Source organism: Flavobacterium sp. LM5 (assembly GCF_002017945.1).
Taxonomy (GTDB): Bacteria; Bacteroidota; Bacteroidia; order Flavobacteriales; family Flavobacteriaceae; genus Flavobacterium; species Flavobacterium succinicans.
On sequence record NZ_MUFX01000001.1, the window covers coordinates 1,015,494 to 1,039,876 of the forward strand.

The following is a 24,383-nucleotide window of genomic DNA, read 5'->3' on the forward strand; positions in this document are numbered from 1 at the left end:
TCAAAACTGCCAATCAAACAACTATAAATAACTGATATCAACTTTAGATTTCCAAAGAAGCTAAAAAATGAACTAATCGATGGATAATAGCTCGATTCAAAAAGAACAAAACGAATACGCCAAAAACGTAAAAGGAGAACCTATATACATCCTTGAAGCCGAAAGCGGTCGTAAAGGCTATTGGTGTATGGGCTGTGATGCAGAAATGGAAGCGGTTATTCAAAAGAAACATACTCTTTATAAATCTTATTTCCGGCATATAGCAAAAGATGTAAAAAAGGGAGAAATCCCATGTACATTCAGTAATCAGGATTATAGGCACAACTTAGCAATTGATATTCTTCAAAGAACGAAACGAGTAAAAGTACCAAACTTGTATAAATATGCACTAGACGGTAAAAGTGCAAAACTAATTCAAGAAGCTACTTTTGTCGAGGCACATTCTGTAAAAAAAGAACTTTCATTTTACGAAGATGATGATGGTGAAGTGAAATTTGGAAAGAATCCAGAAATTGATACTAAGAATTTGCTCATTAGACCAGATGTAACATTCTTCGATATTCATGGAAAGCCAATACTACTAATCAAAATTGTTGTTTCACATAAATTGAATGAAGAAAAAAAAGCAAAAATAAGGAGGTTAGGGATTGACACCATTCAAATCATTATTCCTAAAGACTCTCCTGAGAATATTGCAAAGAACTTTCTCGTAACAAAAAGCACAAAATGGGTATTTAATCATGTCGAACAAAACACCAACTTCTTTCAACTTCCCACTGAACACTCAGAAGGAATTTCACAAATTGATGAACTCCAAATGGGATTTTTCGGAGAATCTATCATCTGTAGAAAAAACCAAATTAGCAATCTTATACGGTCAATTACAAGATGCGTGGAATCGCAATTTTATAAACGAGTTGAATTCAATATTGGACAGGAAATATCAAGAATTGAGGCATCTACAAGAAAGCATCAATCAAGATTGGACGAAATACAAGCAGGAATTGAAAGAGAAATACATTCAGAGAACTTGAATCAAGAAGAGAAGAACTTGAATCAAGAAGAGGAAAGCTTGAAGAAAACGATCTTGACCTGGAAAAACGATATTTTAAGCGCAGACAAGAAATTACAGATGAACAAGCTGATACTGACAGGGAGATTGAGCTTAGACACCGAATTGGAAAATCTGAAGATGACATTAGAAGAGAATTTGAATCAGAAGAAGCAAGAATTGACAGTGAGCTCAGCAGAATTAAGCGAGAACAAGGGCATATTGTCGATGAAATCCAATCAGAATCAAGATTCGAAGAGAATTTTGATGGAGAAAAATTACGAATTGAAGATGAAGAAAGAGACCTTGAACAAGAATTTGCAGACCTTGAAAGACAAGAACGTGAAGGATTTGAAAGCCTTAGAAAAAAGTTTCAACCTGATGAAGGAACAAATGGAGAATTCACAAAATTCACAATTGAGGAGAGAATATGAAGCGAATTTGAAAGGAAACACGAACAAGTTGTTGAAAGAGTTAACAATAGAGATGTACAGCCAAATGACGAATTGTCCCAAAGAATTAAAACTATACTTGAATTACGGGGAGTACTTGATGATTATAACGATGTACAAGCAACTCTCGAAAGATGCCGAACAGGAAAAGAAATTGTTAAAATCGGATCTTATAAAGAATGGGATTAATGAGGAATGGTTTATGAATAATTTATCATAGCTCGTTCAATAAAAATTGAGGATTCTATCTGTACTATAGGCAAAATTGAGTTACTGAGAAATGCTCGAAAACTACCAACAATCATATAAAAGCAATGCAAAGTATAGTATTTTTGTTGACAGAAAATTTAGAATTAAGAAATAACCATACAGTTAAGCATGGAAAACTTAAAAGAATTAGTAGAACGATTAAACTTATCGGATGAATGCACCGATTTGGAAGCCAAACGCGCTTCTGAAATAGGTAAATCAGTGCTGGAAACCGTTTGTGCTTTTAGCAACGAGCCAGGTCTTGGCGGTGGTTATTTGCTGTTAGGGGTTGAAAGAGAAGATGAGGTTACAAGCTTGTTTCCAAGCTATATTGTTTCTGGAATCCCTCAAGAAAACCTTGATAAGATACAGGCCGATTTGGCCAATCAGTGTGCAGAAAACTTTAATATTCCTATTCGTCCTCAAATCACAGTTGAAAAAACAACAGCAGATAAATATGCGATCGTAGTTTTTGTTCCCGAACTGAGTCCCGAACAAAAACCGCTTTTTCTTAAACACAAAGGCTTGCCACAAGGAGCCTATCGCCGTATTGGTTCGGCTGACCACAAATGCACTGAAGATGATTTGGTAATTTTTTATCAAGGAAACGAAACCTTGGACAAATCCATTATTAAAGATGCCGATTTGGATGATATATCAGAGGAAGCAATATCCCTTTACAGACGTTTCAGGAAAAACGTTAATCCTTCTGCCGAAGAACTTACCTATGATGATAACGATTTGTTGAAAGCATTAAACGCAATCCGAAAAAGTAATGGAATCTTTCAGATTACCTATACAGGATTATTATGCTTTGGATCAAGAATGGCGCTCCGTAGATTATTGCCTATGGTAAGAGTCGATTACATTCGTGTAAGCACCAACAAATGGATTGAAGACGCTGACAAACGTTTTGATGCTACACTGGATATGAGAGGATCGCTTTTGGAATTGGTACAACGGATCATTTCGACAATATCCGATGATTTACCTAAAGGTTTTGTGTTAAACGACAATAACATTCAGGCCAAAAATATTGGGTTGCCAATGCGTGTTCTACGTGAAGCTGTCGTGAATGCGCTAATCCATCGTTCCTACAGAGAAAACAGCCCGATACAGATTATTCGATACCCTAACAGGATTGAGATTATAAACCCAGGCTTTTCATTAAAAACCGAAGACCAATTGGGCGAACCGGGTTCGGTAAACAGAAACCCTTTTATATCCGCAATTTTCCACGAAACCAACTTAGCGGAAACCAAAGGAAGTGGTATTCGTACGATGAGAAGCTTGATGGAAAAAGTCGATATGATGCCTCCTACTTTTGAAAGCAGTAGAGAAAACAACACGTTTACGGTAAGGCTTTTATTGCACCACCTGCTAAATGAAGAAGATATTCATTGGTTAAATAGTTTCAGTAATTTCGAGTTGAATGATAATCAAAAACGAATTTTGATTTTCGTTCGTGAAATAAATGCAATTGATAATTCAACTGCCCGACAAATCAACGGTTCCGATATTCTTACGGCAAATACCGATTTAAGAAAATTAAGGGAATTGGATTTGTTGAACCAAAAAGGCAAAAGTAAATTCACATATTACACCACTTCGGAACTTCTGAAATCCTATATTTCCAAGGAAGAGGAAAACCTTAGTGCACTACCTCCCGACCTTAGTGCACCACCTCCTGGCCTTAGTGCACTACCTACCAGCGATGATATTCCTAGTGAACTAAAACAACAGATAGTATCATTAGGTAAAAGAACCAATGATAAGGAGAAAATAGCAAATATTATTTTGCAGTTATGTTCGCATAAACCCATGAAAAGCAAGGAAATTGCACAGATTTTAGAAAAAACGGAAAAGTATATTTTTAGGGAATTTTTAAAACCACTATTGGATGAAAAAAAATTAAATTATACCATTCCAGATATGATTAATCATCCCAATCAGGCTTATGAAACAATTGACAAAACAGACGAAATAGCAGAATAAAATAGCTTAGTGCACTAGTTAAAAGTTTTAGTGCACCATTCTATATTAAAAAAATATTTAGACCCGATTTATGGAAATTCCAGAAATTTTTAATTACATATTCGGCACAGTATTAATTACTGCAATAGCAACAATCTTTGTTATCACAGGGAATTCCGGAGCAAACTAATACAATATTGTCTCCCACTTTTCAATTTATAAAATCTTAAATAACACTGAACAACAATTACTAGTGAAGAAAATGGAGATATTTTTTTTACTTTATCCATTTGAAGCACTTTTAATTTAAACAAGAACAACATAATCTTCAAAAAATCCCGAAAGAAAAAGAAATGTATTTCAAAAGAATAAAATATTTTCGGGAAAATTTCGGGATAAATAAAATAAAAAATCCGTAAAAACTTGATTTTCAAGTCGTTACGGATTTTATTTGTGGGCGATGAGGGGTTCGAACCCCCGACCCCCTCGGTGTAAACGAGGTGCTCTGAACCAGCTGAGCTAATCGCCCTATTTTACTAGGTTGCTATCATTTCGTGATTGCGAGTGCAAATATACAACCCTTTTTGGGATGTGCAAGCAAAAATGAAAAAAAATTACAAAATTTCTGCAACTACAAAAGTACTGCCGCCAACGTAGATAAAGTCAGTAGGAGCCGCATTTCTCAATGCTTCTGCGTAGGCTTCTGAAACAGAAGAATATACTTCTCCGTTCAGCCCAAAAACCTCCGCTTCGGTTTGAAGTATGGTTGCTTCTAAGCCACGTGGAATATTGGGCTTGCAGAAATAATAAATCGCATTTTTGGGAAACAAAGGCAATACTTCTTTCAAATCTTTGTCATTAACTACTCCCAAAACAAGATGCAATTGGTCAAATTTCTCTTTTTGAATTTGACGCATCACGATTTCAAGGCCGTTTTTGTTGTGAGCCGTGTCGGCAATTACTTTGGGTTGTTCTTTCAACTGTTGCCAACGACCTTGTAGTCCTGTGTTTTTTATTACGTTGGCCATTCCCATTTGGAGTTGTTTTGGCGAAACCACTATTGTTTTGTTTTCGTTCAAAACGGCTATGGTTTGCATTACCGTTTTCTTGTTGTGCACTTGGTAATCGCCTAATAAATCTGAGGGATATGTACTCGATATTAAATCCGAGGCCAAATGTATTTCTGCAAAACAACTTTTGGCTTTGCTAATAAAAACAGGCAAGGTTTCTGGAGTGTATTCGCCAATCACTACAGGAATACTTGGTTTTATGATGCCAGCTTTTTCACCAGCAATTGCCGCTAGTGTATTTCCTAGAAATTGAGTGTGGTCCAATCCTATATTGGTAATAATCGAAACTAATGGCGTAATAATATTGGTAGCATCCAATCGGCCACCCATTCCTACTTCTATGATAGCGATGTCGACTTGTTCTTTTACAAAATAATCAAAAGCCAGACCTACCGTCATTTCGAAGAAACTCATATCCTGTGTTTCAAAAAACGAACGGTGTTGGTTCACAAAATCACAAACAAAGTCCTCTGGAATTTCTTTCCAAGCTTGTTCTGGAGTTGCATTTGAAATAATTTTGATACGCTCTCTAAAATCGGTGAGGTGTGGTGAGGTGTACAAACCAACTTTTAGTCCTGATTCTTTGAGAATAGAGGCTAGGAGGTGAGAGGTAGAGCCTTTGCCATTGGTGCCTGCCACGTGTATGCACCGTAATTTTTGCTCGGGATGCCCCAAGTATTCGGCTAACAAATGTACGTTGGTCAAATCTTTTTTATAAGCCGATGCGCCTTGCAATTGATACATGGGCAACTGATTATAAAGCCAGTGGAGGGTTTCTTGATAATTCATTTTTTGAGTAAAAAAGAAGGGTTTAAAATAATTTTCATTTTTTTTAGTTTAATACTAGAACGAAAAGTATCTTTAGTGCAAAATTGAAATATTTTTTAGAATTAATTCGTAAAAATCAAGAATAAAATATGTTTACTTTACTCTCTCTACAAGCCGACTCACTTACTGCTGCGACTTCTACTGCTGTTATTGAAAATGTTGCTCCAAATACTGAAATTTCGGTATTGGAATTTATTTTGAAAGGTGGGTTTTTCTTAATTCCGATTGCCATTTTGTTATTCTATACTTTTTATATAATTGCCGAGCGCTATTTATACATAGACAAAGCTTCAAAAATAGACGATCGTTTATTACGCGATGTGGGAGAGCAATTGCAATCCGGAAATATAGAATTGGCTAGAGCCATCGTAGAACGTTCTACTAATGCTTCAAGCACAATTATAAAAGAAGGAATTTTGGTGATTGGTCGTCCAATCGCAGAGATTGAATCGAATATGGATCGCGCTGCCGATATCGAAATTGGACAAATGGAAAAGCATTTAGGCCATTTAGGATTAATAGCAGGTATTGCTCCCACACTTGGATTTATCGGAACCATTTCGGGGGTAATAAAGATTTTTTATAGCATTTCAGTTACAGAAAACATCAGCATCGGAAACATTTCTGGTGGATTGTATGAGAAAATGATTAGTAGTGGTGCCGGATTAATTGTTGGAATTATCGCCTACAGCGCCTACCATTTGCTGAACGGAAAGATTGATAATTTTGCGCTAAAAGTGCAAAAACAGATTTTAGAATTCGTTAATATTATTCAAAGAGCATAGTTATGGCGATAAAAAGAAAAAGAAGATTTCACGCCGAAGTAGCGACCTCTTCGCTCAGCGATATTATGTTTTTCTTATTGTTGTTTTTCCTAATCATCTCCACATTGGCCAATCCAAATGTGATTAAAATGACTTTGCCCAAAGCCAAGTCCAACGAAAAAACGAATAAGCAATACATTAGCCTTTCGGTTACCGAAGACAAAAAGTTCTACCTCGATAAACAACCCGTTGCTTTCGAAGACCTAGAAACCACTTTGATGAGTAAAATTGGCGGAGAAAAAGACCAAACGGTAATCGTCAGAATTCCATTCAACCTACAAGTGCAAGATTTAGTAGACGTTCTTCAAATCGGTGTCAAAAATAACCTAAAGTTTGTCATAGCCACCAGTCCAAAATAAGTATAATTTGGGCGTGACCCCATAAAAGCAAAGGGGCGAATAGCATAGGTGTTATTCGCCCCTTTGCTTTTCTGCGGTCGGGCTATCCGCGCTACTTCGGTAGCCAGCTCCTATCCCTCACGCATTTTAACTAGTCCCAAGACGTATTGTTGTTACGCTATCTAATTCAAGTTGAAATTATAAACAATCTTGCCGACTTGTTTCTCTGGTGCGTTGCTGCTAGCGTCCCATTTGGTGTTCATCGCCGCAATTTTGGCTTGGTCCAGAAGACATTTGGCGGTATTGGTGGTTCCTTTGCTTCCGGCAATGGCGCTTATGGTGTTGCCGTTACGGTCTACGGCTACTTCTACTACTACTTTGCCTACTTCGTTGCAAGTGTATTTTGGGACTGGTTTTGAAATGGCTCTACGGTTGCCTAGAGAATAGCCTGCGCCTCCACCAGAGCCACCGCCGCTTCCTGCGCCATAACCACTTCCGGTGCCAATGCCATTTCCAGTTCCGTTGCCTCCGCCTGTGCCACCACCAGAACCTCCAGAGCCATAATAATCTTTGGCGCTCAAACTTCCGTTGGTTTTTCCTTTGTTGCCCGCTACTTTATCGTCGCCATCGCCTCCTTTGTTGGAACCTTTTAGGATACTCGATAAGGCATCGTTGGTAGCATTGGAAACTTTTGGTTTTTCGACAACGGGTTTTGTCGTTTCTTTTGGGGTAGGCGTGGTGTTTTTTACTTTCTCCTTTTTAGGAATGACTACGCTTTCTTCTGTAGCCGTTTCTTGTGATAAGATGGCCTCGTCTGGAGTTGAGGGTGTGGGTGCAACTTTGGTTTGGTTTTTTACGTCCAACACTTCGCTTTGGTAATCCGCACCCTGTCCCATTTCGCTATCGCCAAAGTTGACTGTAAGGCCACCGCCACCACCGCCACCAAGTGCTGTAAAAGAATCGGGGTTGTAGGGAGGCCAAAAGCGGATAAAAAATAAAATCAACAGCAGTATTCCGTAGATTACTAGGGAAAAGGCGATGGCTTTTTTCTTATCTGAGGTAACTGGGGATTGCATTATGGTTTTGAATTTTAAGTATGGGTTAAAAATGCTGAAAAGTACTAAAAATTGTCAAGAAATGCGTCGGTTTGTATTGAAAATGATAGCAAAAATTGAGGTTGTTGCTCTCTATCAGTCAGCAGACTGACATTAGTTTAAATAGGAGTGGTCGTATTAATTGGTTTTGCCACGTATTACATTAATGAAACACAAATTGGACAGTGGATTTAATACCACAAATTCCTATAAACGTATTATTTGTGACTTAAAAAAAAGTAATGTAACTGTGATTTGTGAATTCGTGGCTTTTTTTGCGACTATAAATGGGAAAGTATAAAAAAAGGTGCGGTTGATGAGCCGCACCTTTGGGAAATTCGTATGTTGATTTTATACCAATTGTTTCAAAGCGATTTCGAAAGCCGTCGCGCTAATGTTGTTTTTCGCAGCGCTTAAAGCGTTTGCTTTTACGATAGCATTTTTGATGGTTTCGGACGTGTCTTGAAAGATGGCTTCGTCAGTCATTTGTACTTTTTTCTCCATAAAATAAGCAAAAACTCTTGCCATTCCACAGTTGGAAATAAAGTCTGGAATCAAGCTTACTTTGTGGTCAACGTCTTCCATAATTGAGCCAAAGAAGATTTCTTTGTCGGCAAAAGGAACGTTCGCGCCACAAGAAATAACTTCCAATCCGTTAGCAATTAAACTGTCAATTTGGGATTGGGTTACCAAACGTGAGGCAGCACAAGGCGTGAATATTTCTGCGCCAATAGTCCATATTTTTTGGTTGATTTCTTCAAATGGAATCATATCTTCGGATACCAATTTGTTGCCGTCTTTGTTCAGGAATAAGGTTCTGATTTCTTCGAATGAGAAACCATTTTCGTTGATTAATCCTCCGTCTCTATCAATGATTCCGACGATTTTAGCGCCCATTTCGGCAAGATAAAAAGCTGCGGCCGAACCTACGTTTCCAAAACCTTGAACAATCGCTTTTTTGCCTTTGATGTCGCCACCGTAAATGCTGTAATAGTGTCCAACAGCTTGAGCCACGCCATAACCGGTAATCATATCGGCAACGGTGTATTTCTTGGTTACATCGGGAGAGAATTTAGGGTTTTCGATTACTTTGATTACACCTTGGCGCAATTGCCCGATGCGATTGATTTTGTCTGCTTCGGTAGGCTTGAAGTGTCCGTTGAACACCCCTTCTTGCGGATGCCAAACGCCACATTCTTCGGTCATTGGGATCACTTCATGGATTTCGTCTACATTCAAATCGCCACCGGTTCCATAATAACTTTTTAATAAAGGGGAAACGGCTTTGTACCAACGTTGTAATACTCCTTTTTTTCTTGGGTCGTTAGGGTCAAAATTAATACCAGATTTAGCACCACCAATAGCGGGACCAGAAACAGAGAACTTTACTTCCATGGTTTTTGCCAAAGACAAAACCTCGTTCATATCCAATCCTTTTCTCATTCTTGTGCCACCACCAGCAGCACCTCCACGTAAGGAATTAATTACCGTCCATCCCTCTGCTTCGGTTTCGGTATCTTTCCAGTTGAAGACAATTTCAGGTTGTTTGTTCTCGAATTTCTTTAATAAATCTTTCATTGAAAATGGGTGTTATTTTGTTAAGCAAATTTACTTTTTTCAGCATATGAAAAAAAAATTTTGGCATTTTTTGAATTATTTGATACCAATCGGTATCTTTGCGCATGAAGTCGTCAGAAATTACAAAAAGCAAGGTTTTACAAGAAGCAATTTCTCTTTTTAATACAAAAGGGTATCGGGCAACTTCATTGAGCGATATTACCAATGCCACAGGATTAACCAAGGGAGCCATTTATCGTCATTTTGAGAATAAAGAGCAATTGGAAATCGAAGCATTTCAAAATATGATGCATTCGATTTTTGAGACTTTGCAAAAAAGAATCAAAGCCGAAAAGAACACAAGAGATAAGTTGTTTTGTGTTTTGGAGCTATTTCAGGCTTATGTTATTGCTCCTGATTTCGTGGGCGGTTGCCCATTATTAAACCTAGCAATTGAGGTCGATGATACTCAAAGCCCACTTAAAGACAAGGCTTTGGCAGTGTTACATTCATTCAAAAATTGCATAGAGACAATAATTATTAACGGTAAAACTCATAAAGAAGTAAAGGGTATTGTTAATGAAAAATTGGTTGCAATTGTTATTTTGTCTTCGCTGGAAGGAGCGATTATGATGAGTAAACTTCAGGATTCTACTGCTGATATTGAGGCCGTGGTAAAACACCTTAAAAATTGGATTGTGGCTGATGTTTTAATTTAAAAGATAATCGATTAAATTAATACCAATCGGTATCAAAAAGCATTAAGAATAGAAAAATTTAAGAAATAGCAGCTTGTGAAAGTAGGGTTTTAGCTTCTTTTATTTGTCAATATTGATCTAAAAATACTTCTTAACAGCAAAAAAAAAACATTGTTGGTGAATGGAAAGCATTATTTTTGGGAGAAAGAATTTAAAATAGTTTTCTAAATTTAGTATTTGCTTGACAAGTACATATGACAGAAAATGCCGTTGTGAGTAATGTTATCACAACGGCATTCTATTTTTTTAATGTCAAAAAGAGAGTGAGATGCTTTTATTTTACTTTTCCTAAAAGCGCTTCTTTGAGTTCCAAGTCTACTGGATTTTCAGAAAGCCAAATACCAAAAAAGGCTTTTTTGAAATCAAACCCTTGAATTTTCCCTTCCAATTGGTTGTTTTTGTAAACTAAAATAGATTTTTCAGTTGAAGAATAAATTAAATTGAAGGCGTCATTCTCTACTGTTGCTTCTCTATTTAATATTTTTTCTAATAAATCTAATTGGTTTTTAAATTTGTCCAAGTTTTCTTCTCCAATAGATTTTGTCATTCCTTTGTGTAATGATTTTGATAGTTTTTGAGAACTTACCAAAGCAGAGGTAACTTGCAAACGAATCCCCATATTGGTATCACTATCCAAAATATCTTTGGCATCTTCAGATAAAACAGTCAAATACAAAGCTTGCACATATACTTCTGTCCAAAATGTAGTTCTTGAACCAAATCCGTTGAGTTGTAATTTTTGGTTCTCAAAATCGATTGTTCTTGGAACTGAAACGCCGTTGATAGAAAATTTTTCTTGAGCTTTTCCAGTTGCAGCGCAAAGGGTTAACATCAAAATTAAAAGTAATGTAATCGAATTTTTCATAATTTATTGTGAATTAAAAAACAGTGTGCAAATTTAAATCAAGAAAAAGGTTTCTCAATATAGTTTTTTTGAATTAGTTAAGTTTTCAATTATTCTGAAATAATTTCAAAATCAATAAGGTGTAAATGTAGTATATAGTATATTTTGAATGTTTTATCGGTACTTATTGTGTTAAAAATATAGTATTAAAAAAGGGGTAAAATAAAGTGGTTGAAAGGTTTAAGCTATAAAAAAAAGTGAGTATGTAAATTATTGCCGATGATAACTTGGATGAGGATTTATAATTTGTAAAAAAAGCAATCGTTATTAAATTCGAATAGTTAAATCTAATTTTTATTTTTTTTCCAAAAAAAATAGATAATATTTTGAACAAACGCTAAATTCACGAAATCGTTTGAATTTCTGATTTATTAATTCTATTTTTGGCTCCAAAATGTCAATAATTACAATAAATAACGATACATACTATGGATTTTAATCTTACTGAAGAACATTTAATGATTCAACAGGCAGCAAGAGATTTTGCTCAAACAGAATTGCAAGCTGGAGTTATTGAAAGAGATGAACACTCTAAGTTTCCGACCGAACAAGTTAAAATGATGGGTAACTTAGGTTTCCTTGGGATGATGGTCGATCCTAAGTATGGTGGAGCGGGCTTAGATAGTATTTCTTATGTTTTGGCGATGACTGAAATTGCCAAAGTAGATGCGTCTGCTGCCGTAATTATGTCAGTAAACAACTCTTTAGTATGCGCAGGATTAGAAAAATATTGTAGCGAAGAGCAAAAAATGAAATACTTGGTGCCTTTGGCGAAAGGCGAAGTTATTGGTGCGTTTTGTTTGTCAGAGCCTGAAGCAGGTTCGGATGCGACTTCACAAAAAACTACCGCTATAGATATGGGAGACCACTATCTATTGAATGGGACAAAAAACTGGATTACCAACGGTGGTACGGCGTCTACTTATTTAGTAATTGCTCAAACCGATATTGAAAAAGGACATAAAGGAATCAATGCTTTCATCGTAGAAAAAGGATGGGCAGGATTCGAAATTGGACCTAAAGAAAAGAAAATGGGTATTCGCGGTAGCGATACACATTCGTTGATGTTTACCGATGTAAAAGTGCCTAAAGAAAACAGAATTGGAGCAGACGGTTTCGGATTTGCATTTGCCATGAATGTGTTGAATGGTGGGCGAATTGGTATCGCTTCGCAAGCGCTTGGAATTGCAACAGGGGCTTATGAGTTGGCTTTGAAGTATTCTAAAGAAAGAAAAGCATTTGGAAAAGAGATTTTTAATCATCAAGCTATCGCATTCAAATTAGCCGATATGTATGTTAAAATTACAGCGGCGAAATTGTTGATCATGAAAGCCGCTTGTGAAAAAGATGCTGGACAGGATATTGCGCATTCTGGTGCAATGGCCAAATTGTATGCTTCTGAAATTGCTTTGGAAGTAGCGAATGAGGCCGTTCAAATTCACGGTGGAAATGGATATGTGGCAGAATACCACGTTGAGCGTATGATGCGTGATTCAAAAATTACTCAAATTTATGAGGGAACTTCAGAGATTCAAAGAATAGTGATCTCAAGAGGACTCACGTTATAATTTTTTTTTTTTTTTAAAGGTAAGCCATTAAAAGATATTATTGTTGTGTGAACGATAATCTTCTTTTAATGGTTTTTTATTTTTAATAATAGATATATTTGTCCTATGTCGGATGAATTAAAGTATTGGTATTTGCGAGATCACAAATTGTTTGGCACCTTAAGCGGAAGCCAATTAAAACAATTGTGCATTATTACGGGATTTAAAAAAGCTAGAAAAGCCGAAGTTATCTACTTGTCTTCCTCTGATTTACCTCGTGTGTTTTTGCTCAAAAAAGGAAACATAAAAATCGTATCTGTTGATGAAGAGGGTAATGAAACCATAAAGGATATCATACAAAAAGGAGATCTATTTGGAGAGTTGGAGTTAGATAGCGATAAAAATTCAAACGAATATGCTAAAGCGCTCACAGATGAGATTATAATTTGTAGTTTTTTACTTTCGGATTTTGAGAACTTGTTGTTGCAATATCCAAACTTAGCTTTGTCGTACACGAAGTTTGTGGGGCTAAAAATGAAACGTATAAGGAACAAGTATGCAAATCTTATTTCAAAAGATGCCAAAACCCGATTACTTACTTTTTTAAAAGAGTGGGCAGAAAGAGAGGGAAAACACCATGGACATCGTATTATTCTTGACAATTATCTTACCCAAAATGATATTGCTCAAATTATTTGTACCTCAAGACAAACGACTACCCAATTACTCAACGATCTGGGAGAAAAGGGGATACTTCATTACAGCCGAAAAGAAATTGTCATTGAAGATATCTCGCTTTTGTGATTTTTTAGAAACTGTCAAGTAACCGACATTTGCATTTGTCAAAGCGATGTAGTTTTGGAGTAAAATATAAATATTATGAAAAAATTACTCTTAATCACTTTTCTATCATTAGTTGGAATGGCTAATGCTCAAAAGGAACTGCCCAAGACAGCACAAGATATTTCTCCTTTGTTAATTGGAGAAAAAGTGCCAGCGCTTAGTTTACTTTCATCTGAAGGAAAAAAAGTGCAACTGCTAGATTTGTTGCAACAACAAAAAACGATATTGGTTTTTTATCGAGGCGGATGGTGCCCGTATTGTAATGTGCAATTAGCAGCTTTAGGGCAAAGCGAACAAGAATTGTTAGGTCTAGGATACCAAATTGTTGCCGTAAGTCCAGATGCTCCAGCGGCTATGAAAGTCACAGACGAGAAAGAAAAACTAAATTATTTGCTGTTGTCTGACAGCAAAGGCGAATTGTCTCGAGCGATGGGTTTGGCTTTTCAAGCTCCAGAAAACTACAAACCAATTATAACAAAGGGTTCCGAAGGAGTCAATGCTACTTTTTTACCCGTTCCTGCAGTATTTTTTGTTGGTACGAATGGTTTGATTCAGTTTGAGCACATTAACCCAGATTATAAAAGTAGAATTTCTACCAATTTATTGCTTGCGGTAGCCAAAGTATTGCCATAGTTTTTTAGTGAAATAAATGAACTGTAAAAAGAATTAGCTCAAAGTAGTATTACTTTGGGCTTTTTTTTGGTTTTCTGTTTCATGTACAATTCAGTCTTAGGCTTTTTGGTAAATCAAAAGTAAGAGCTTTCAGATGGTTTCCGAAGAATAAATTCGATCTAGATTCATCTTCAATGTGTAAATCGGATTCATAGAAGGGTTATAAAATGAGTTTTTATTAAATTCATCAACATTACACGATAAGCTTTTGCATTTTACAAAGTCAATTTGTTTCGGTTTTGTTATTTTTGCCGTATGAAAAAAATTATCATTACGGGCACCAGTAGAGGTATAGGATATGAATTGGCTTTGCAATTCGCTAATGCGGGTCATCAAGTCTTGGCTATTTCAAGAAAAACTCCCCAAGCGTTGATCGAGAACGAAAACATCACTTGTTTGTCTGTCGATTTGTCTACGGAAGACGATTTGTATAAAGTAACCGATTTTTTGGATAGTACTTGGAAAAATGTAGATGCGATCATTCATAATGCAGGCGCTTTGTTGAATAAACCTTTTGCTGCCATTACGCAAGCGGATTTTGAAGCCATTTATAAAGTTAATGTTTTTGGAGTGGCCAATTTGACGCGAGTTGTTTTGCCTTATTTGCAAAAAGGAAGTCATGTGGTTACCATTAGTTCGATGGGTGGAGTACAAGGAAGTTTAAAATTTGCTGGTTTGGCGGCTTACAGTTCTAGTAAAGGAGCGGTAATTACCCTTTCAGAATTGCTAGCCGAAGAATATAAAGCACAAGGTATTGCGTTCAATGTATTAGCGTTAGGAGCCGTTCAAACTGAAATGCTTGAAGAAGCTTTTCCTGGGTATCAAGCCCCACTTTCGGCAGCAGAAATGGCAAACTATATTTTTGATTTTGCTCTAAACGGAAACAAATACTATAACGGAAAAGTATTACAAGTAACAACTAGTAATCCGTAGCCCCTTAACCCCAAAAGGGGAATTACTATGAGCGAAACTCTTTTAAAATATTTGCCCGAACATGCCGTAAAGCCAGTTTTTGAACTGATTGTTGCGAATCAAGTGCATCTGAAAATTGTCAATGAGCGTGTTACACGTCATGGTGATTATCGTAAAGGAATGAGCGGAAAGCACGAAATTACGGTGAATGCGAGTTTAAACCAATACCGTTTTTTGATCACTTTAATCCATGAAATTGCGCATTTGGTGGCTTTTGAAAAATTTGGTCGTAACATTAAACCCCATGGTGCAGAATGGAAATATACTTTTCAGCGCTTAATGATTCCTTTTATTAGACCCGAAATTTTCCCCAACCACTTGCTGCCCTTGTTGGCGCGTCATTTTAAAAATCCAGCAGCAAGTAGCGATACAGACACTACTTTAGCTTTAGCTCTAAAACAGTTTGACCAACAAAACGATAAAAATTATATCTTTGAGATCCCTTATGGAAGTGTATTTAGAATCCATAACGGTAAAATTTTCCAAAAAGGAGCCCTAAGAACCAAACGATACGAGTGTGTAGAACTGAGTTCTAAACGCATGTATTTATTCAATCCGAATGCGGAAGTAGAATTGTTGCCGCATTGATTGCGGTGCTTAATTCTAGTAAAAACGAAATACCATGAATAAAAATTATTACGCCATTTTGATGGCTGGAGGAGTAGGATCCCGGTTTTGGCCTGTAAGCACTACAGAATTTCCAAAACAATTTCACGATATGTTGGGAACGGGAGAAACGCTTATTCAAAAGACATTCAGTAGATTATCGCAGCTAATTCCTAAAGAAAATATCTTAATTCTGACCAATGAAGCTTACAACGCGATAGTGTTAGAACAATTACCAATGGTAAGTCAAGAACAAATTGTTTTGGAACCTGCCATGCGAAATACGGCTCCTTGTATTTTATTTGCCTCCCTAAAAATAAAAAAGAAAAACCCAAATGCTGTTGTTGTAGTAGCACCGAGTGATCACTGGATTGAAGATGAAATGCAGTTTATAGCCAATTTGCAATTGTCTTTTGATCTCTGTGCTCGAGAAGATTCACTTATGACGTTAGGGATTTTACCAACGTTCCCTAATACAGGATATGGGTATATCGAATACGATAAATTAGATAGTAGACCGATAAAAAAAGTAGTACAGTTCCGAGAAAAACCTGATTATGCTACAGCCCGAAAATTTATTCAAAGTCGTAACTTTTTATGGAATGCGGGAATTTTTATTTGGAGTATTCATTCCATTCTGAAGGCTTTCGAAACCTTTCAGCCCAAAATGTTAGCGCATTTTATGGAGGGTTACTCTAGTTATAATACACCCACAGAAAATGATTTTATCAAAGAATATTATCCTTTGGCCGAGAATATTTCTATCGATTATGCCATTATGGAAAAAGCAAAAAATACTTTTGTTTTGTCAGCGACTTTTGATTGGAATGATTTGGGAACTTGGGGTTCATTGTATGATAAGTTGCCCAAAGACGACAAAGATAATGCAGTAGTCAATGCTACAGTGGTTTTAGAAAATGCCTCACATAACATCATTCGAACCGCTACTAAAAAGACCGTGGTTATCGATGGTTTGCATGACTTTATAATAGTTGATAAAGAAGATGTTTTGCTGATTTATCCTAAAAGTAAGGAACAAGATATTAAGTTAATTGCTAACAAATTGAAGCAATAAAAAAAGAGGCTTGATCGCAAAATCAAGCCTCTTTTTTTATCCTTTTAAGTAGGCTTCGCGCACTTTTTTGAATAAGTTCGATGAATACACAAAATCAACTATCGCTTGATTGTCGGTTCTAAAAATTTCTTCTTTGGTACCTTGCCATTCTTTGATTCCGTTTTTCAGGAAGAGGATATTTTCTCCAATTTCCATCACAGAGTTCATATCGTGTGTATTAATCACTGTGGTAATGTTATATTCCTCTGTGATTTCTTTAATCAAATTATCAATGATAGTTGAGGTATTTGGGTCCAATCCTGAGTTGGGTTCATCACAGAACAAATATTTTGGATTGTTGACAATGGCTCTTGCTATAGCAACTCTCTTTTGCATCCCGCCAGATATTTCCGAAGGTAATTTTTTGTGTGCGTCAATCAAGTTGACTCTTTTTAAAACAAAATCTACGCGATCTCTGGTTTCCGATGGAGAATTGTGTGTGAACATTTTTAGAGGAAAACCAACATTTTCTGCCACTGTCATAGAGTCAAACAAGGCGCTTCCTTGGAAAACCATACCTATTTCCGTACGTAATTCTCGTTTTTCTTCGGGTAAAAGATCGGAATAAATTCTGCCATCAAATGAAATTGTGCCCACTTCGGGTGAATGAATTCCCAAAAGACTTTTTAGTAAAACAGTTTTTCCAGAACCACTTTGCCCAATGATCAAGTTGGTTTTTCCAGCTTCAAAAAGGCAAGAAACTCCTTTTAATACTTTGCTGCTCCCAAAAGACTTTTCTATGTTTTTAATTTCGATCATGAGCCCAATAATAACTGCGTTAATATGTAATTGAAAGTAATAATACAAACCGAGGTCCATACGAACGACACGGTACTAGCTTTACCTACTTCGAGTGCGCCACCTTTCATGTAATACCCATGAAAGGAAGGTATAGTAGCCAATAGCATGGCAAATATTAGCGTTTTGATAAATGCGTAGGTTATGTGAAAAGGAATGAAATCCAATTGTACTCCTGTAATAAAAGATTCACTAGAGGTAAAACCACCATAAACGGCTGCCATCCAACCACCAAAAATGCCTAAAAACATACTAATTCCTATAACGAATGGAAATAATAGCAAGGCAACTATTTTTGGAAAAACTAAATAATTGAGTGAATTGACTCCCATTACTTCTAAGGCATCAATTTGCTCGGTTACACGCATGGTACCTATACTTGAAGTTATAAATGATCCCATTTTACCGGCCATAATTACCGAAATAAAAGTAGGAGCAAATTCTAAGATTACCGATTGACGTGTAGCAAAACCAATTAAGTAGGTTGGAATTAACGGATTGGTTAAGTTCAAAGCGGTTTGGATAGATACAACTCCGCCCACAAAAAACGAGATAAAACAAACAATCCCCATGGAGTTGATGATTAAGTCATCGATTTCTTTAAAAATAAGATCTTTCATCACAGACCATTTGGTTTGTTTGATAAAGATTTCTTTGAGCATCAAGAAATATTTCCCGATTTGTGATATGTAGCGAATTAGCATCATAGGTTGTAAAATAGTACCAAAAATAGTAATTAGTTTTCAACTGTTTGTTAAAACAGTTTTTCTTTCATTTTTTTCCAGCGGTAGTTTCTAAAAAATTTAGCTTGCTCTGCTGTTACAAATAATGGTTTGCCAGATGATTTTGCTTTCCAAAAACCCATTATGTAATCTATAAATAAAAGAGGTTTCCCTTTTCGCATTGCCAATTTTAATGATGAAATAGCCGTGATGATAAATCCGTAACCCAAGCTGTAAAAAGCTTCTCCTTGTTTGTATCTAGCGGCTTTGTTGTAGCTAGAACCAGTTGGTTTGAGGTGTTTTACATGTAAACTTTCGTCTGTGACCACTTTCCAATTGTGAAATTTGCATAACAATTCGTCAACGGTATCCCAACCCATTGCAGGTTTTAGCCCACCAATTTGTTGGAAAGTCTCTTTTCGATAAGCTTTTAGCGCACCACGAATATGGTCTTTATCGGTTAAGTTTTCGAGTATCCACTCCCCATTTTTTTCGATGTAACAAAATCCACCCACCATGCCAATGCGCTCATCGGATTGGAAATGTTTGATAATGGTTTCGAAATAATTGGAAGGGAATATTAAATCGGCATCAATCTTTACAATTAAATCATAGTTGTCGTCCAAGGTTTCGAATCCTTTTTCAAAAGCTTGAATGACTTTGCTACCTGGCAGATGTATGTTTTCTGATGATTTGTTGACTAAACTTATGTATGGATTGTTTTTAGCAAATTCCAATACAACATCAGAGGTTCTATCTGTTGAATTGTCATTGACCACTACAATTTTTGAAGGCAATACAGTTTGCGAAATCAGTGATTGCAGTGTCAAACCAATTAAAGCTTCTTCGTTATAAGACGGTATGACGATGTAGTAAGCCCCCCAGCCCCGAGGGGGGAGTTTGATATGGTTTCTGATTTAAGGTTATTCATGAAAATAAATTTATTTCTATTTATTTTATTCCCCCTTTGGGGGTTAGGGGGCTCTTTTCAGCGTAAACAATATAATATCTTGGTGTGAAAAAACGCAATAGCGGACGGAATCCTATTTTTTTTACGGGATGTGTAAATTTTTCTCTTGCGATAATTTTCCAGCCTGTTTTTTCTAACAACCAGTCCAATTGCCAATCTTCAAATTCGTGGTAGTGTCTGTCCCACATGTCAGTTTTGCTGCGATAAGCGGGTGAAAACCATAAACGAAGAGGGATTGAAATCAATAATTTGTCGCATTTTACATTTTGTAAAACGGTATAGGGATTCAGTAAATGTTCAAATATTTCGAAGGCGGTAAAAACTGTATAGTTTTCAGTTTGTAAGGCGTTTTGATTGTTGTCTAAATCCTCGCCAGTAGTGTTCTTTACGTTATATCCATTTTCTTCCATAATTTTTGAGAAAGGGTTGGGAACACCTAAATCAAAAATGGTTTCTTGGGTAGTGATGTGTTTTTGTAAAAATTCTAAAGTATGCTTGAATCGTTTATTTGGAAATGTTTTTTCGTACATAGTAATGGGTTGTTGACCTTTTGGAAACAAGGCGCAAATATACAAATTATATGCGTTTTGAAGGCATTGTATAGCCCAGATAAAAGCGAAAAGCCCACAGCTCTGGGGTTTAATTTTTGCTGGTGCATCAAAGCGACTAAAAGAAGCTCTTGAGGCGCCTTGTAAAAATAAACTCCAGGGCGAGGACTTGTAGTGGATAGCTGGATGGGCTCCTTATTATGTGGATAGTCCTTAGTGATTAGCATTTGTTAGGGAAACTTCAGCTAAGGACTTAGGACTAAGTTACTAATCACTACTAATAGCGATATACAAAGGCGTTCACATTCATACCGGCACCAACGGAGGCAAACATAATGACGTCTCCTTTGTGAATTTCGTGGTTTTCGATTTGTCCTTTGGTGAGCAAGTCGAATAAGGTAGGAACAGTTGCAACACTGCTGTTGCCTAATTCGTGTATGCTCATGGGCATGATATCGGCAGGAGGCGTTTGTTTATAGAGTTTGTAGAATCTGTTGATGATGGCTTCGTCCATTTTTTCGTTCGCTTGATGGATGAGGATTTTTTTGACTTCGCTGATGTCGATGCCGCTTTTATCCAAACAGCTTTTCATGGCTGCTGGCACTTTACTGAGTGCAAATTCGTAGATTTTACGTCCGTACATTTTAATGTAACGAGTTTTTGGATCTAAATCGGGATTGTATGATTTTCCGAAAAATAGATAATTGGCTTCGTCTATGGCAAAAGTTCCGCTTTCGTAAGAGAGCATACCTGTTTCAGAATCTGAGCCTTCAATAATAGCTGCTCCAGCTCCATCAGCATAAATCATAGAATCTCTATCGTGCGCATCTACAACTCTTGATAGGGTTTCGGCTCCAATGACTAAACAACGCTTGGCCATTCCTGAAGTAATAAAGGCATTGGCTTGTAGCACGCCTTCAATCCAACCAGGGCACCCGAAAAGAATGTCATAAGCCACACATTTTGGATTCTTGATTTGCAATTTGTTTTTTACTCTTGTAGCTAGACTTGGTAAAGTATCTGACTGAATGGTTCCGTGGTTTACATCGCCAAAATTATGGGCATAAATGATGTAATCGATGGTTTCGGGATCAATTTTGGCATCTTCTATTGCTTTTTCGGAGGCAAGATGTGCCATGTCCGAAGAGTTGATATGATCCTCTGCATATCTGCGTTTTTCGATTCCAGTTATGCCTTTAAATTTATCGATAACCACATCATTAGGGTAGGCGAAAGGTGTTCCATCCTCGTTTAAAAAGACGTGTTTATCGAAGTCGGTATTTTGGATTTTTAGGGTTGGAATGTAACTTCCAATCCCTGTTATTTGTATTTTCATTAGATATAAATTGGCATTATAAATGCTAAAGTAAGCATTAAAAAATAATTTGTAGCAGAAAATATACTATGCATGCATATAATTATCAAATAACAGTATTTTTGATGATTTATTGTATATTTTTTAATGAAATTTATATTTTTTTGTTATTTCAATCGATTGAAATAAGCTGTTATTAAGCTTTTTATTTTTTTGAAGGTTATCCTGAGTTGTTTTTTGTGAACGTATTATTTTGGAATAAAAAAACCCGACAAATTTTATTCTGTCGGGTTATGTAAATCAGATAGTGTTCGTTTTTTAACTTTCCATATATGCTTCAATAGGAGCACAGCTACAAACTAGGTTTCTATCTCCGTAAGCATCATCGGCTCTGCGAACGGTTGGCCAGAATTTGTTTTCAGCGATGTAATCCAATGGGAAAGCAGCTTGTTCTCTGCTGTATGGGAAATCCCAAGTTTCAGCAGTTAGCATTGCTAAAGTATGAGGTGAATTTTTCAATACATTATTACTGTCCTCGATAGTTGCTGCTTCAATTTCTTTTCGGATGGAAATCATAGCATCACAGAAACGATCCAATTCTTCTAAGTTTTCACTTTCGGTTGGTTCGATCATTAAAGTACCTGCTACTGGGAAAGAAACGGTTGGAGCATGGAAACCATAATCCATTAAACGTTTAGCGATATCAGTTACTTCGATTCCTTTTTGTTTGAATGGGCGACATTCCAAAATCATTTCGTGAGCTGCACGACCCATTTCCCCAGAATATAACGTGTCATAGTGACCGTTTAGTTTTTCTTTGATGTAGTTGGCATTTAAAATAGCGTGTTCCGTTGCTGATTTTAATCCCTCAGCACCTAACATAGAAATGTATCCATAAGAAATTAGGCAAACCAAAGCAGATCCCCAAGGTGCAGCAGAAATAGCGGTAATTGCATGTTCTCCCCCAGTTGGAATTACTGGGTTTGATGGTAAAAATGGAACCAATTGAGGCGCCACACAAATTGGTCCAACACCTGGTCCACCACCACCGTGAGGAATAGCGAAGGTTTTGTGTAAGTTCAAGTGGCAAACATCCGCTCCAATAGTTGCTGGATTGGTTAAGCCTACTTGAGCGTTCATGTTCGCGCCGTCCATATATACTTGACCACCGTTGTCGTGAATTAATTTTGTTATTTCGATAATGGCACTTTCATAAACTCCGTGAGTAGATGGATAAGTAACCATCAAACACGAAAGGTTGTCTTTGTGAAGCATCGCTTTTTCACGTAAATCTTCTACGTCAATGTTTCCGTTGTCTAAGGTTTTGGTTACCACTATTTTCATACCTGCCATAGCAGCAGAAGCTGGGTTGGTTCCGTGAGCTGAAGATGGAATCAAAGCGATGTTTCTGTGGTGATCTCCACGAGATTGGTGGTAGGCGCGAATCACCATTAATCCTGCATATTCTCCTTGTGCTCCAGAGTTAGGTTGCAAAGTAGTACCAGCAAATCCAGTGATTACATTTAATTGTTGTTCTAATTTGCGCAACATTTCTTGGTATCCTTGTGCTTGATCTAGTGGAGCAAAAGGATGTATGTTGTTCCATTGTGGGTTGCTAAGTGGCAACATTTCAGAAGCTGCGTTTAATTTCATTGTACAAGAACCTAAGGAAATCATCGAATGGTTCAATGATAAATCTTTACGCTCAAGCATTTTGATGTAACGCATCATAGCTGATTCAGAATGGTATTTATTGAAAACATCGTGTTGTAAAAACGAAGACGTTCTATTTAATTCTTCTGGGAAGTGGTTGGTTATTGTTAATTCAGCAATCTCAGGAGTTTGAGTTCCTTTTGCGGCAGCGAAAATGCTAACAATTTTGGCTACGTCTTCGATGCTAGTGGTTTCGTTGAATGCAATAGAAACTGTTGCTTCGTCGATGTAGAAAAAGTTGATTTGGTTTTGCTCTGCTACTACTTTAATTTTTTGAGAATCTGCCTTCACTACAATAGTGTCGAAGAAAGCGCTATTGGTTTGCTCGTAGCCTAATTTAGTCAATTCGTTAGCAGTTGTTGCTGCAACAGCGTGTACTTTATTAGCGATATAGCGTAAGCCTTTAGGTCCGTGGTAAACGGCATACATCCCTGCCATTACAGACAATAATACTTGTGCTGTACAGATATTTGAGGTAGCTTTTTCACGTTTGATGTGTTGCTCACGAGTTCCTAAAGCCATTCTCAATGCTCTATTTCCGTTCGCATCAATAGTTACTCCGATAATACGGCCTGGCATAGAGCGTTTGTATTCGTTTTTGGTAGCAAAGTACGCAGCGTGAGGTCCACCATATCCTAATGGAATTCCGAAACGTTGTGTAGTACCAATTACTACAGCTGCTCCCATTTCACCTGGAGGGGTTAATTTTGTTAAACTCAAAATGTCTGCTGCAACGGCTACTTTGATTTCGTTTGCTGCAGCTTTTGAGATAAATTGTGAATAGTCATATACTTGACCAAATTTACCTGGATATTGCAACATCGCACCGAAGAACTCTTCTGAAAATTCAAAAGTTTCGTGGTTACCCACTACCAATTCGATTCCGATTGGTGTAGAACGTGTTTGTAAAACCGATAAAGTCTGTGGTAAAATTTCTTCAGAAACGAAGAATTTGTTGGTATTGTTCTTCTTTTGATCGCGAGTTCTTACATCAAAAAGTAAAGCCATAGCTTCAGCCGCTGCTGTACCTTCGTCAAGAAGTGAGGCATTGGCGATTTCCATTCCAGTTAATTCAATAACCATCGTTTGGAAATTCAAAATCGCTTCTAAACGCCCTTGTGCGATTTCGGCTTGGTAAGGCGTGTAGGCGGTGTACCATCCTGGGTTTTCAAAAATATTTCTTTGAATAACAGCAGGAACAATCGCTTGATGGTAGCCTAAACCAATATAAGATTGGAAAACTTTATTTTTGTTCCCTAATTCTTGAATGTGTTTTGCAAATTCATATTCTGTCATGGCAGGGTCCAATTGCAATGGTGCTTTTAGACGAATGTCATCTGGAAGGGTTTCATAAACGAGTCGTTCTATAGAATCAACTCCAATGGTTTTCAACATGTGTTGAAGGTCATTCTCTCTTGGACCAATGTGTCTTAAAGCAAAAGCATCTGTTCTCATTTGTACTAA

21 protein-coding genes and 1 tRNA gene are annotated in these 24,383 nt (G+C 36.9%); 11 read left to right on the top strand and 11 right to left on the bottom strand.

Translation table 11 applies throughout. The features are described 5' to 3' along the window. Window positions 1-79: 79 nt before the first annotated feature. Together BXU11_RS04265 and BXU11_RS04270 are read left to right on the top strand one after the other, a co-directional pair. A complete protein-coding gene (locus BXU11_RS04265) occupies window positions 80-1,723 on the top strand; it encodes a hypothetical protein (protein ID WP_078211135.1) in 1,644 nt (547 codons plus the stop codon). Between the two features lie 158 nt (window positions 1,724-1,881). Continuing rightward, window positions 1,882-3,747, top strand: coding sequence for an ATP-binding protein (locus tag BXU11_RS04270; protein ID WP_078211136.1), 1,866 nt, complete (start codon window positions 1,882-1,884; stop codon window positions 3,745-3,747). Window positions 3,748-4,180: 433 nt separating this feature from the next. Here BXU11_RS04270 and BXU11_RS04275 read toward each other — a convergent pair. Together BXU11_RS04275 and BXU11_RS04280 are read right to left on the bottom strand one after the other, a co-directional pair. Beyond that, window positions 4,181-4,255: transfer RNA gene (locus BXU11_RS04275), tRNA-Val, on the bottom strand. 85 nt (window positions 4,256-4,340) lie between these two features. Then, on the bottom strand, window positions 4,341-5,585 hold the full coding sequence (locus BXU11_RS04280; RefSeq protein WP_078211137.1) for a folylpolyglutamate synthase/dihydrofolate synthase family protein: 1,245 nt from the start codon (window positions 5,583-5,585) through the stop codon (window positions 4,341-4,343). 128 nt (window positions 5,586-5,713) lie between these two features. Here BXU11_RS04280 and BXU11_RS04285 point away from each other — a divergent pair, with 128 nt between their 5' ends. Together BXU11_RS04285 and BXU11_RS04290 are read left to right on the top strand one after the other, a co-directional pair. Then, a complete protein-coding gene (locus tag BXU11_RS04285) occupies window positions 5,714-6,409 on the top strand; it encodes a MotA/TolQ/ExbB proton channel family protein (protein WP_024981445.1) in 696 nt (231 codons plus the stop codon). Between the two features lie 2 nt (window positions 6,410-6,411). Further along, window positions 6,412-6,807 carry a biopolymer transporter ExbD gene (locus tag BXU11_RS04290; RefSeq protein ID WP_024981446.1) on the top strand — a complete coding sequence of 132 codons (396 nt, stop codon included), beginning with the start codon at window positions 6,412-6,414 and terminating at the stop codon, window positions 6,805-6,807. A gap of 161 nt (window positions 6,808-6,968) precedes the next feature. Here BXU11_RS04290 and BXU11_RS04295 read toward each other — a convergent pair whose 3' ends face one another. Further along, the gene (locus tag BXU11_RS04295; protein WP_078211138.1) at window positions 6,969-7,862 is read right to left on the bottom strand and encodes a hypothetical protein; all 894 of its coding nucleotides are present in this window, start codon (window positions 7,860-7,862) and stop codon (window positions 6,969-6,971) included. Window positions 7,863-8,231: 369 nt separating this feature from the next. Further along, complete coding sequence (locus tag BXU11_RS04300) at window positions 8,232-9,458, bottom strand: Glu/Leu/Phe/Val dehydrogenase dimerization domain-containing protein (protein WP_078211139.1); 1,227 nt, start codon at window positions 9,456-9,458, stop codon at window positions 8,232-8,234. 104 nt (window positions 9,459-9,562) lie between these two features. Here BXU11_RS04300 and BXU11_RS04305 point away from each other — a divergent pair, with 104 nt between their 5' ends. Continuing rightward, entirely contained in the window at window positions 9,563-10,156 is a 594-nt protein-coding gene (locus BXU11_RS04305) for a TetR/AcrR family transcriptional regulator (RefSeq protein ID WP_078211140.1), read from the top strand. A 313-nt stretch (window positions 10,157-10,469) separates the two neighbouring features. On the opposite strand, the gene BXU11_RS04310 is transcribed toward BXU11_RS04305, so the two are convergent. Further along, window positions 10,470-11,060, bottom strand: a complete 591-nt coding sequence (locus BXU11_RS04310) for a chalcone isomerase family protein (protein WP_024981450.1) — start codon at window positions 11,058-11,060, stop codon at window positions 10,470-10,472. 467 nt (window positions 11,061-11,527) lie between these two features. Between BXU11_RS04310 and BXU11_RS04315 the strand changes: the two genes are divergently transcribed. From BXU11_RS04315 to BXU11_RS04340, 6 genes are all read left to right on the top strand, one after another. Next, on the top strand, window positions 11,528-12,667 hold the full coding sequence (locus BXU11_RS04315) for an acyl-CoA dehydrogenase family protein (protein WP_024981451.1): 1,140 nt from the start codon (window positions 11,528-11,530) through the stop codon (window positions 12,665-12,667). Window positions 12,668-12,772: 105 nt separating this feature from the next. Then, entirely contained in the window at window positions 12,773-13,450 is a 678-nt protein-coding gene (locus tag BXU11_RS04320; RefSeq protein WP_024981452.1) for a Crp/Fnr family transcriptional regulator, read from the top strand. Between the two features lie 75 nt (window positions 13,451-13,525). Further along, window positions 13,526-14,122 carry a peroxiredoxin-like family protein gene (locus BXU11_RS04325; protein ID WP_078211141.1) on the top strand — a complete coding sequence of 199 codons (597 nt, stop codon included), beginning with the start codon at window positions 13,526-13,528 and terminating at the stop codon, window positions 14,120-14,122. Window positions 14,123-14,416: 294 nt separating this feature from the next. After that, window positions 14,417-15,094, top strand: coding sequence for an SDR family oxidoreductase (locus BXU11_RS04330; protein ID WP_078211142.1), 678 nt, complete (start codon window positions 14,417-14,419; stop codon window positions 15,092-15,094). Between the two features lie 27 nt (window positions 15,095-15,121). After that, window positions 15,122-15,721 (top strand): SprT-like domain-containing protein, encoded by a 600-nt coding sequence (locus BXU11_RS04335; protein ID WP_024981455.1) that lies wholly within the window; start codon window positions 15,122-15,124, stop codon window positions 15,719-15,721. Between the two features lie 34 nt (window positions 15,722-15,755). After that, the gene (locus tag BXU11_RS04340; protein ID WP_024981456.1) at window positions 15,756-16,814 is read left to right on the top strand and encodes a mannose-1-phosphate guanylyltransferase; all 1,059 of its coding nucleotides are present in this window, start codon (window positions 15,756-15,758) and stop codon (window positions 16,812-16,814) included. Window positions 16,815-16,850: 36 nt separating this feature from the next. Here BXU11_RS04340 and BXU11_RS04345 read toward each other — a convergent pair whose 3' ends face one another. From BXU11_RS04345 to gcvP, 6 genes are all read right to left on the bottom strand, one after another. Next, the gene (locus BXU11_RS04345; protein WP_024981457.1) at window positions 16,851-17,612 is read right to left on the bottom strand and encodes an ABC transporter ATP-binding protein; all 762 of its coding nucleotides are present in this window, start codon (window positions 17,610-17,612) and stop codon (window positions 16,851-16,853) included. Beyond that, entirely contained in the window at window positions 17,609-18,358 is a 750-nt protein-coding gene (locus BXU11_RS04350) for an ABC transporter permease (RefSeq protein ID WP_024981458.1), read from the bottom strand. The genes BXU11_RS04345 and BXU11_RS04350 overlap by 4 nt, the downstream gene beginning before the upstream one ends. Window positions 18,359-18,405: 47 nt before the next feature. Continuing rightward, the gene (locus BXU11_RS04355; protein WP_078211143.1) at window positions 18,406-19,278 is read right to left on the bottom strand and encodes a glycosyltransferase family 2 protein; all 873 of its coding nucleotides are present in this window, start codon (window positions 19,276-19,278) and stop codon (window positions 18,406-18,408) included. A gap of 46 nt (window positions 19,279-19,324) precedes the next feature. Beyond that, window positions 19,325-19,873, bottom strand: a complete 549-nt coding sequence (locus tag BXU11_RS04360) for a methyltransferase (RefSeq protein ID WP_078212065.1) — start codon at window positions 19,871-19,873, stop codon at window positions 19,325-19,327. A 295-nt stretch (window positions 19,874-20,168) separates the two neighbouring features. After that, on the bottom strand, window positions 20,169-21,227 hold the full coding sequence (locus BXU11_RS04365; protein WP_024981461.1) for a 3-oxoacyl-ACP synthase III family protein: 1,059 nt from the start codon (window positions 21,225-21,227) through the stop codon (window positions 20,169-20,171). A 297-nt stretch (window positions 21,228-21,524) separates the two neighbouring features. Continuing rightward, window positions 21,525-24,374 (bottom strand): aminomethyl-transferring glycine dehydrogenase, encoded by a 2,850-nt coding sequence (gene gcvP / locus BXU11_RS04370; RefSeq protein ID WP_078211144.1) that lies wholly within the window; start codon window positions 24,372-24,374, stop codon window positions 21,525-21,527. Between the last annotated feature and the right edge of the window lie 9 nt (window positions 24,375-24,383).

Excerpts from the sequence above, each read along its gene's own strand:
- BXU11_RS04265 (WP_078211135.1), top strand. The coding sequence starts at position 80 with ATGGATAATAGCTCGATTCAAAAAGAACAAAACGAATACGCCAAAAAC.
- BXU11_RS04270 (WP_078211136.1), top strand. The coding sequence starts at position 1,882 with ATGGAAAACTTAAAAGAATTAGTAGAACGATTAAACTTATCGGATGAA.
- BXU11_RS04280 (WP_078211137.1), bottom strand. The coding sequence starts at position 5,585 with ATGAATTATCAAGAAACCCTCCACTGGCTTTATAATCAGTTGCCCATG.
- BXU11_RS04285 (WP_024981445.1), top strand. The coding sequence starts at position 5,714 with ATGTTTACTTTACTCTCTCTACAAGCCGACTCACTTACTGCTGCGACT.
- BXU11_RS04290 (WP_024981446.1), top strand. The coding sequence starts at position 6,412 with ATGGCGATAAAAAGAAAAAGAAGATTTCACGCCGAAGTAGCGACCTCT.
- BXU11_RS04295 (WP_078211138.1), bottom strand. The coding sequence starts at position 7,862 with ATGCAATCCCCAGTTACCTCAGATAAGAAAAAAGCCATCGCCTTTTCC.
- BXU11_RS04300 (WP_078211139.1), bottom strand. The coding sequence starts at position 9,458 with ATGAAAGATTTATTAAAGAAATTCGAGAACAAACAACCTGAAATTGTC.
- BXU11_RS04305 (WP_078211140.1), top strand. The coding sequence starts at position 9,563 with ATGAAGTCGTCAGAAATTACAAAAAGCAAGGTTTTACAAGAAGCAATT.
- BXU11_RS04310 (WP_024981450.1), bottom strand. The coding sequence starts at position 11,060 with ATGAAAAATTCGATTACATTACTTTTAATTTTGATGTTAACCCTTTGC.
- BXU11_RS04315 (WP_024981451.1), top strand. The coding sequence starts at position 11,528 with ATGGATTTTAATCTTACTGAAGAACATTTAATGATTCAACAGGCAGCA.
- BXU11_RS04320 (WP_024981452.1), top strand. The coding sequence starts at position 12,773 with ATGTCGGATGAATTAAAGTATTGGTATTTGCGAGATCACAAATTGTTT.
- BXU11_RS04325 (WP_078211141.1), top strand. The coding sequence starts at position 13,526 with ATGAAAAAATTACTCTTAATCACTTTTCTATCATTAGTTGGAATGGCT.
- BXU11_RS04330 (WP_078211142.1), top strand. The coding sequence starts at position 14,417 with ATGAAAAAAATTATCATTACGGGCACCAGTAGAGGTATAGGATATGAA.
- BXU11_RS04335 (WP_024981455.1), top strand. The coding sequence starts at position 15,122 with ATGAGCGAAACTCTTTTAAAATATTTGCCCGAACATGCCGTAAAGCCA.
- BXU11_RS04340 (WP_024981456.1), top strand. The coding sequence starts at position 15,756 with ATGAATAAAAATTATTACGCCATTTTGATGGCTGGAGGAGTAGGATCC.
- BXU11_RS04345 (WP_024981457.1), bottom strand. The coding sequence starts at position 17,612 with ATGATCGAAATTAAAAACATAGAAAAGTCTTTTGGGAGCAGCAAAGTA.
- BXU11_RS04350 (WP_024981458.1), bottom strand. The coding sequence starts at position 18,358 with ATGATGCTAATTCGCTACATATCACAAATCGGGAAATATTTCTTGATG.
- BXU11_RS04360 (WP_078212065.1), bottom strand. The coding sequence starts at position 19,873 with ATGTACGAAAAAACATTTCCAAATAAACGATTCAAGCATACTTTAGAA.
- BXU11_RS04365 (WP_024981461.1), bottom strand. The coding sequence starts at position 21,227 with ATGAAAATACAAATAACAGGGATTGGAAGTTACATTCCAACCCTAAAA.
- gcvP (WP_078211144.1), bottom strand. The coding sequence starts at position 24,374 with ATGAGAACAGATGCTTTTGCTTTAAGACACATTGGTCCAAGAGAGAAT.